We start from the raw sequence: 7,821 nt of genomic DNA on the forward strand, positions 1-7,821 counted from the left end.
CTCCCCGCTCACGCAGTAGTCACCGGAGAGCCGGATGCCCGGAAAGCGGGCCCGTCCGGTTCGGAGGGAGGCCGCGCGGAAAAGGACCAGCACATCTGGCACCTCGCCGCGCGGCCCACCCTACCCAAAGCGCCAAGGACCTCACCGGACTCGACCAGGGGCAGGTCACCTGCTGGAACTCCTGGATGCGCTGGAGCCTGATCAGCCTGATGGCCGCCGCGGTCCTGGCTGTCACGCGCGCCTACACCACCGTCCCGGCCGCCGGCATCGCGCTCGTCCCCGCCAGCCCCCGCGAGCTGCTCGCCGTGCTCCGCGTCACGGCCCTTCCGGCACCTCACCGCGGTCTCGCCCACGTCCTGGCCTGGTCAGCCTGGCGCCGCCATCACCAGCACCAAGCCGCCCAGGCCCACCGCCGCTGGAACAACGTCATCGCCGAGGTGACGGCCTGATCCCACAACCAAGATCACGACTTACAGCTGCCGTGTCGGAGTGGACGATGGCGTTCGGCGAACGCTGTTCCGATCCCATCAGCTACTGCTCGGCGACTTGGGTGAAGCCGAAGAAATGGGATCTCCAGCGGACCAGAAGGCGTCGTTGACGTTGGGGCGAGGCACCTTCCGCTCGTAGTAATCCTGCCCGGTGGCCTTGGTCTTGGGCCTGGCTACGTCAGACTGCTTCACACAGGGGGTCGCGACTTTGAGGAAGAACTGCCCCTCGCCTCCTACGGTGAGCCCCATGCGATACCCCTCAGGGGTCTCGGCGAAGATTGCCGGGTTTTCCTTGTCCGGGTTGACGCTTGTGATCTTGTAGCCACTATTCTTCCACTGCCGCTCCACCACGCCGAGCAGTCCGCCCCTGCGCTCCGCCGAAACCTTGGTCATGACTGCGGCCCTGCGAGCCACCGAGCCAACTCCATGGTTGTCCGAACTTGCGTCGGTGCAGAGCATGTCGGTGGAACTTCATGTGCGCGCCCGCCCCTTTCCCGCGACGGGGGAGGAGCGGGCCCGTTCCTGCGGGCCGGGAAAGCGATCGGCCGCACTGCCGCTGCGGCTGGGCGGCCTGTGGTGCCGCGGACAGGCTGACCGCCCCGCACGTCCTGCTCACGCGCGCCACCCACTGGGCCGGAACCTCCGGCAGGTACGACCCGCATGTCCGGGCCGGACCGCGCTCCGTCCTCTGGACGACGAGGTCCGGGTGATCCTCGGCATCGAGTTCCGCATCCCGCCGGCAGAACCGTTTGATTTCGCCGCGCGAACTTGGGAATCATGGCGGGTCGGCCGAAGCGCCGGCAGCTGGACAACGGGGAGGAACAACGCATGGCTTGGGACGAGTGGGAGCAGCTCAAGGCCGATGCGACGGCACGCGGTTCGACGCAGATGCAGCTCAACCAGTTTCCGGCGGATCAGGTAGGCGGTTCTCCGGAGGGAGCGGCCTCGGCCGATCTGAAGTCGCACAAGAGGGCGTGGGCGAAGGCGGGCGAGGATGTCAAAGGGCTGAAGGACGGCATCGGCAAGGCAGTGACGACGTTGGAGGCCGGCCAGGCGGGCTTGGGGGACACGAGCGTCTGCCAGTCGGCGGCGGCGCAGAAGGAGTTGTACGACTCCTGGAAGAAGTACGTGACCGGGGTGAGCAGCCGTTGCGGTGTGCTGGGCGCGCTGCTGGAGCAGGCGGGGCACGACCTCGCGAAACCCGACTCGGCGCTCAAGCAGGAGCTGGACGCGCTGAAGGTGAAGTACCAGGACACCGAGGCCGTCGGCGGCCAGGCGAGGGGGAAGTGATCCTCGGTCATGGACCTCGCGACGTTGAAGGCCTTCAAGCCGGCCGAGTACGAGGAGGCCGCGGACGGGTACCGTTCGACGGGTGACATGGCCAGTGCGGCCAAGGACACCGTCGACAACCAGATCTGTGCGGCGATCCGCAACCATCTCGAGGGCGAGGCGGCGACGGCCGCTCTGCGGGAGTTGCAGGAGCTGTCGAAGAACTTCCACTACGTGCAGACCGAGTGCGGACTGGTGAGTACCGCGCTGAACGGTCTCGCCTTCGACATGGCGGCGGCGAAGCGGAAGCTGGAGGCGGCTCTGGAGGACGCGCGGGCGAGCGGCTGCACGGTGGGCGCGGACGGGTCGGTGACCTATCCGGCGGGCGGCACCGAGACCGACGGCAAGGTCCCGGAGGGCGGAACCGTGTCCAGTTCGGGCAGCCCCACGGACCCGACCGCCTCAGCGATGGAGCGCCAGGCGGCCACCCTGCACCCGAACCCGAACTACGGCAGGGCCGTGGAGTTCGCGAACCGCATCGCCGACGCGCTGAAGGAGGCCACGGACGCGGACGCGAAGTGGGCCCCGAAGCTGCGGGCGTTGAAGGCCGACGACGATCTGGTGGTGTCCGACCGGGACTGGAAGGACGCGCGCTCGGACATGGGCGGTGTGCGTGACGCGGGCAAGGAGTACCTCGCCTCCCTCCCGCAGCCTCCCGAGGAGGGCAGCCCGAAGGACAACGCGGCATGGTGGAAGGGGCTCAGCCCGGAGGAGCAGGCGGCGTGGATGGCCGCCAGTCCCGACCTGGTGGGGAAGCTGGACGGGCTGCCGTCCACGGTCCGGGACGAGGCCAACCGGATCGTGTTCGACGAGACGCGGTCCCAGCTCCGACTGGAGCTGAACTCGATCCCGAAGCCGCCGCTCAACGAATGGACGTGGATCACATCGGGTCCGTATCCGTCCAAGGTGCACACAGACGAGTGGATGGAGTGGCACAACAAGTACGGAGACCGGTACGAGCACCTCACCAAGTCCCTCAAGGGAATGCAGAGCATCCAGGACCGCTTCGACGCGACTGGTAGGAAAGGCCTCCCTGAGGCGTACTTGTTGGGCTTCAGCGCGGAGGGAAACGGCCGGGCCATCGTCGCCAACGGGAACCCGGACACGGCGGTTCACCAAGCGGTGTACGTACCGGGAACGACATCGAATTTGAGCAGCATCGGCGGGGACATCAACCGGATGGTCAACGTGTGGAACGTGGCCACCGATTCGGCCGACGGCAAACCCGTCTCCACGATCACCTGGCTCGGGTATGACGCGCCCCAGAACATCGTCAAGGACTCGCCGTTCAGCCACTACGCGGACGACGGTGCTCCGGCGTTCAACCGGTTCATGGACGGACTCGACGCGTCGCACACCGGTGACTCGGAACCGCACCGCACCGCGATCGGTCACTCGTACGGAACGACCCTCATCGGCTCGGCGGCCCGTCAGGGCAATCTGAACGCGGACGACATCATCCTTGCGGGCAGCCCCGGCGTTCAGGTTCCCAAGGCCGAGCAACTGGACGTCCCCAAGGGGCACGTCTGGAACCAGGAGGCCGATTGGGACCCCGTTCCGGACATCGGCCGGTTCGGGCACGGCGGGACCGACTGGGACGGTCCGTGGACCATCCCCAGTGACGAACGCTTCGGCGCCAACCAGATGGCCACGGACACCGAAGGCCACAGCGACTACTGGAAGGAGGGCACGCAGAGCTTGCGGAACCAAGGCTACGTCGTTGCCGGCCATGAGGAGGATGTGAAGCTGAAGGAGCCGCTGGATCGCTGGGCGCATGTGAAGTAGGAGTGATGACCGTTCCCACAGGCTTAGGACCATTTCTCTTCGACGACCGATCCGCAATGTATCCGACCACATGACCGGCCCGTATGCCGGTCCGATCCGCCGAGGCCCATCGACTTGAAAATCAAACTGAGTATCCCCGCGCTCCTCGTGCCCCTCACCCTCGCGACTCTCACTGGATGCAGTATGAGCGACACCAATGATTCCGGCAGCATTCCGCTTGCGGGCACGAGCACCTCGCTCGATGCCGCCGACGAGACGGAGAAGGTCTCCAGTGAGCTCTACGACATGATCGGCGTCAAGGGAAGGGCGTCCGACAGCCGCCCAGGGGTGACGGATTGCTCGGGAAGGGATCGGGAGAAGTACTTCCAGATTTTCCATCCTTGGAGCTTCTACCCCGCATCGGCGAGCGAGCTGGACAAGGCGATGGCGCAGCTCAGGGAAAATCTTCCCAAGCGCGGCTGGAAGATCGTCGAGTACGGGCCGGACACCAGCAAGAACAAGAACATCAATCTCACGGCCGACAACGATCAGAAAAAGTTTAGCGTCAATATTGTCCAGATGGCGAAGAACGACCCGCCGAAGCTGAGCCTTACTGTCGTGTCCGGCTGTTACAAGATTCCCGACGGTGAGGAGATCGAACGCTTCTGATTCATCGGGTGGCCCCCGTCCCTCTCCAGCTCATCGGATCGGTCGCAAGATTTCGTTCGGACCGAGCAGAGAAGGCAGGATCGGCCTTGCGGGACCATGAGGTCCTCCGCCTCACCTCGAGCGCTGAGGCGGAGGAGAGGGCTTTTCGCGGGAGATGGGATTGGTGCCGAGGACGGTGTATGGCGGGCCGGGAAGCTCTGCGCGGGTGCGCCCTCGACGCCGGAGAACACCATGTTCCCCACGCCGTCCAGCCGGCTGCCGACGGCGCTGTCGCGGGTGTACCACTCGCGGGTGTGCCACTGCTGCCGCGAGTACGGGCCGGTCCGGCCGTCGATGCGGCTGTCGACGATGGGGCCGCCGCTCGCCCCGCCGTAGCTGCTGGGCGCCCGCCGGAGGGCCGCGGTCCCGCAGCCCCGGCGACCGGTCCGTCACCCGTGAACGCGCCGTCCGGAGGTCACGCGGCTCGCGCGGCCTGAAGGATCTCCTCCACCGGCGTCTCCTGCGACCGCTGGGCGGGTATCTCCGGCGAGGGCACCACGGTCCTCACCGTTGGCGCAGCGGCGGGCACCTCCTGCGCGTCCCCGGCACGCTCCGCCACCAGCGTCTGCACCGCCTCCGCCACGGAGGTCACCCGCACCCGAGAGGTCCGCCACAGCCACAGCACGTCCCGTCCGAACGACCACACCAGCAGGCCCAACGCCCCCAGCACCACAACGAAGTTCGCCACCAGGGGCAGCAGGCCGGAGCCGGCCAGCAGCAGGCAGACGCCCTGGAGAGCGGCGACCGTCTTGCGCGCGGTGCTCGGCGGCAACGGCGCGTTCAGCCAGGGCAGTACGCGGGCGGCGGCGACGAAGACGTACCGCATGCCGCCGATCAGCAGCACCCACGGGCCGAGACTCGTCGAGACGTGCACGCTGAGCACCAGGATCAGGAACGCGTCGACCTCCATGTCGAAGCGGGCGCCGAGCGCGGTGGAGGTGCCCGTGCTGCGGGCCACCTTGCCGTCGACGCCGTCCAGGATCAGCGCCACCGCCGTCAGGCCCACCAGCAGCGACACCGGAGGTGCGCTCACGAAGGAGTCCGCGACCAGCGCCGTCACACCGCCGACGAGAGTGGCCCGGCCCAGGGTGACCCGGTTCGCCGCGCCGAAGGAGCGCAGCCCCGAGCGGTGCAGCGCCCGGGAGAGCACCGCCCAGGTCGCGACGGCGAAGAGCAGGCCGGTCACCCAGCCCGCCGGCCCCAGGCCGATCGCCGTGCCGAGCAGGGCCAGCAACAGGATCTGTACGCCCGCTCCCACCGCGGGCTCCTGCTGAGCCGGCCTCGCGTCGTAATGGTTGTTCAGGGCCACGGAACATCCTCCGGCCGAGTGACAGAGTCGATCAACGCCGCGTACGTTGTGCGCGGCCTGTGCACACCTCGGTACGTGAACAACTTCCCGACCGTTCAGGAGGTCCCCCGATGAAAAGCTCCGCCCGCGCCTTCTGGCTCGACTCGCCGGGCCAGGGCGAGATACGCCAGGTGGACCTTCCGGAACCCGCGGAGGGCGACGTGGTCGTCCGTGCGCTGTACTCCGGAGTCAGCCGCGGCACGGAGACGCTGGTGTTCCGCGGACAGGTGCCCGAGAGCCAGCACACCGCCATGCGGGCGCCGTTCCAGGAGGGCGACTTCCCGGGGCCGGTGAAGTACGGCTACCTCAGCGTCGGCGTGGTGGAGGAGGGCCCCCGGGAGCTGGCCGGGCAGACCGTCTTCTGCCTCTACCCGCACCAGAGCCGCTACGTCGTCCCGGCGAGCGCCGTGACCCGCGTGCCCGGGAACGTGCCGGCCGGGCGGGCCGTGCTCGCCGGCACCGTCGAGACCGCCGTGAACGCGCTGTGGGACGCCGCGCCCCTGGTCGGCGACCGGATCGCCGTGGTCGGCGGGGGCATGGTCGGCTGCTCGGTGGCCGCCCTGCTGGCACGATTCCCCGGCGTGCGCGTGCAGTTGGTCGATGCCGACCCCGCCCGCGCCGAGGTCGCCGACGCACTCGGCGTCGGCTTCGCACTGCCCGCCGACGCGCTCGGCGAGTGCGACCTCGTCGTGCACGCCAGCGCCACCGAGCAGGGGCTCACCCGCGCGCTGGAACTGCTCACCGCCGAGGGCACCGTCCTCGAACTGAGCTGGTACGGCGACCGGCGGGTCGCCCTCCCGCTCGGCGAGGCCTTCCACTCCCGCCGGCTGGTCATCCGCAGCAGCCAGGTCGGCACCGTCTCCCCGGCCCGCCGCGCCGGCCGCAGCTACGCCGACCGGCTCGCCCTCGCCCTCGACCTGCTCGCCGACCCCGCGCTGGACGCGCTCATCACCGGGGAGAGCGCGTTCGAGGAACTGCCGGAGGTCATGCCGAAGCTCGCCTCCGGGGAGATTCCCGCGCTGTGCCACCGGGTCAGGTATGCCTGATGGCCGTTCACGCCCCTACGGCAAGAGCGCCTGACCTCAGAAAAGAGTGAGAGACGGCTGAACAAGGGGAAGCGAAGAGCCGTACTACACGGCATCCACCGGCAGGGATCAGCCGGAGGACCAGACGCGCCGCACCTGGAGGGTCGTCCGTTGTTCAGCATCACCGTCCGCGATCACATCATGATCGCCCACAGCTTCCGCGGCGAGGTCTTCGGGCCCGCGCAGCGGCTGCACGGAGCCACGTACCTCGTGGACGCCACCTTCCGGCGCGAGCAGCTGGACGACGACAACATCGTCGTCGACATCGGCCTGGCCACGCAGGAACTGGGCGCGGTCGTCAGCGAGCTGAACTACCGCAACCTCGACAGCGAACCCGACTTCGCCGGGATCAACACCTCCACGGAGTTCCTGGCCAAGGTCATCGCCGACCGGCTCGCCGAGCGCATCCACAAGGGCGCCCTGGGCGAGGGCGCCAAGGGCCTGGCCGGTCTCACCGTCACGCTCCACGAGTCGCACATCGCGTGGGCGAGTTACGAGCGTGCGCTGTGACCGAGCCGACCGCCATGACCATCAGCCGGAGCCCGTCCCTCGCCTACGTGCCCGCCCAGGCCTACGTGCCCGCCCAGCGCGCGGCCTCGGAGAACTTCGGGATCATCCCCATGTCCCTGCGTACCGTGCACTTCGTCCTGCCGGGCGGCGTCGACGACCCGGCCACGCCGAGCGGCGGCAACGCCTACGACCGCCGTGTCACCCTCGACCTGCCCGGCTTCGGCTGGCAGGTCCAGCCGCACGCCGTGGACGGCCACTGGCCCAGGCCGGGAGCCCAGGCGCGTACGGAACTCGCCCGCGTTCTGAGGGAGTTTCCGGACGGCGCCGTCGTCCTCCTCGACGGGCTGGTGGCCTGCGGCGTCCCCGAGATCGTCGTCCCCGAGGCCGAGCGGCTGCGGATGGCCGTCCTCGTGCACCTGCCGCTCGGCGACGAGACCGGGCTCGCCCCGGCCGTGGCCGCGGAACTGGACGCGTGGGAACGCGAGGTGCTGCGGGCGGTGCCCGCCGTCGTCGCCACCAGCGACTGGGCCGTGCGCCGGCTCGTCTCCCACCACGGGCTCGCCCCCGACCGGGTGCACGTCGCCACCCC

8 protein-coding genes and 2 pseudogenes are annotated in these 7,821 nt (G+C 68.9%); 7 read left to right on the plus strand and 3 right to left on the minus strand.

The features are described 5' to 3' along the window. Positions 1-185: 185 nt before the first annotated feature. Entirely contained in the window at positions 186-449 is a 264-nt protein-coding gene (locus C1I97_RS26135; protein ID WP_181446914.1) for a hypothetical protein, read from the plus strand. Positions 450-527: 78 nt separating this feature from the next. On the opposite strand, the gene C1I97_RS26140 is transcribed toward C1I97_RS26135, so the two are convergent. Continuing rightward, positions 528-881 (minus strand): hypothetical protein, encoded by a 354-nt coding sequence (locus tag C1I97_RS26140; protein WP_111005619.1) that lies wholly within the window; start codon positions 879-881, stop codon positions 528-530. A 435-nt stretch (positions 882-1,316) separates the two neighbouring features. Here C1I97_RS26140 and C1I97_RS26145 point away from each other — a divergent pair, with 435 nt between their 5' ends. From C1I97_RS26145 to C1I97_RS26155, 3 genes are all read left to right on the plus strand, one after another. Continuing rightward, the gene (locus tag C1I97_RS26145) at positions 1,317-1,778 is read left to right on the plus strand and encodes a hypothetical protein (protein ID WP_111005620.1); all 462 of its coding nucleotides are present in this window, start codon (positions 1,317-1,319) and stop codon (positions 1,776-1,778) included. 9 nt (positions 1,779-1,787) lie between these two features. Next, positions 1,788-3,602, plus strand: coding sequence for an alpha/beta hydrolase (locus C1I97_RS26150; RefSeq protein WP_111005621.1), 1,815 nt, complete (start codon positions 1,788-1,790; stop codon positions 3,600-3,602). 183 nt (positions 3,603-3,785) lie between these two features. Next, positions 3,786-4,250: a hypothetical protein gene (locus C1I97_RS26155; RefSeq protein WP_258382740.1), complete on the plus strand. Its 465-nt coding sequence runs from the start codon at positions 3,786-3,788 to the stop codon at positions 4,248-4,250. A gap of 138 nt (positions 4,251-4,388) precedes the next feature. On the opposite strand, the pseudogene C1I97_RS41770 reads toward C1I97_RS26155, so the two are convergent. Next, positions 4,389-4,633: pseudogene (locus C1I97_RS41770) on the minus strand (coagulation factor 5/8 type domain-containing protein); the annotation flags it as partial. A 71-nt stretch (positions 4,634-4,704) separates the two neighbouring features. Next, a complete protein-coding gene (locus C1I97_RS26165) occupies positions 4,705-5,598 on the minus strand; it encodes a CDP-alcohol phosphatidyltransferase family protein (protein WP_181446916.1) in 894 nt (297 codons plus the stop codon). Positions 5,599-5,708: 110 nt separating this feature from the next. Here C1I97_RS26165 and C1I97_RS26170 point away from each other — a divergent pair, with 110 nt between their 5' ends. The 3 genes and pseudogenes from C1I97_RS26170 to C1I97_RS26180 form a co-directional block, all read left to right on the plus strand. Then, entirely contained in the window at positions 5,709-6,683 is a 975-nt protein-coding gene (locus tag C1I97_RS26170; protein WP_111005623.1) for a zinc-dependent alcohol dehydrogenase, read from the plus strand. A 150-nt stretch (positions 6,684-6,833) separates the two neighbouring features. Continuing rightward, positions 6,834-7,232 (plus strand): 6-pyruvoyl trahydropterin synthase family protein, encoded by a 399-nt coding sequence (locus C1I97_RS26175; protein ID WP_111005624.1) that lies wholly within the window; start codon positions 6,834-6,836, stop codon positions 7,230-7,232. Positions 7,233-7,246: 14 nt separating this feature from the next. After that, a pseudogene (locus C1I97_RS26180) lies at positions 7,247-7,821 on the plus strand (glycosyltransferase family 4 protein); the annotation flags it as partial.

This window comes from Streptomyces sp. NTH33, from assembly GCF_003236365.1.
GTDB lineage: Bacteria > Actinomycetota > Actinomycetes > Streptomycetales > Streptomycetaceae > Streptomyces.

Excerpts from the sequence above, each read along its gene's own strand:
- C1I97_RS26135 (WP_181446914.1), top strand. The coding sequence starts at position 186 with ATGCGCTGGAGCCTGATCAGCCTGATGGCCGCCGCGGTCCTGGCTGTC.
- C1I97_RS26140 (WP_111005619.1), bottom strand. The coding sequence starts at position 881 with ATGACCAAGGTTTCGGCGGAGCGCAGGGGCGGACTGCTCGGCGTGGTG.
- C1I97_RS26145 (WP_111005620.1), top strand. The coding sequence starts at position 1,317 with ATGGCTTGGGACGAGTGGGAGCAGCTCAAGGCCGATGCGACGGCACGC.
- C1I97_RS26150 (WP_111005621.1), top strand. The coding sequence starts at position 1,788 with ATGGACCTCGCGACGTTGAAGGCCTTCAAGCCGGCCGAGTACGAGGAG.
- C1I97_RS26155 (WP_258382740.1), top strand. The coding sequence starts at position 3,786 with ATGAGCGACACCAATGATTCCGGCAGCATTCCGCTTGCGGGCACGAGC.
- C1I97_RS26170 (WP_111005623.1), top strand. The coding sequence starts at position 5,709 with ATGAAAAGCTCCGCCCGCGCCTTCTGGCTCGACTCGCCGGGCCAGGGC.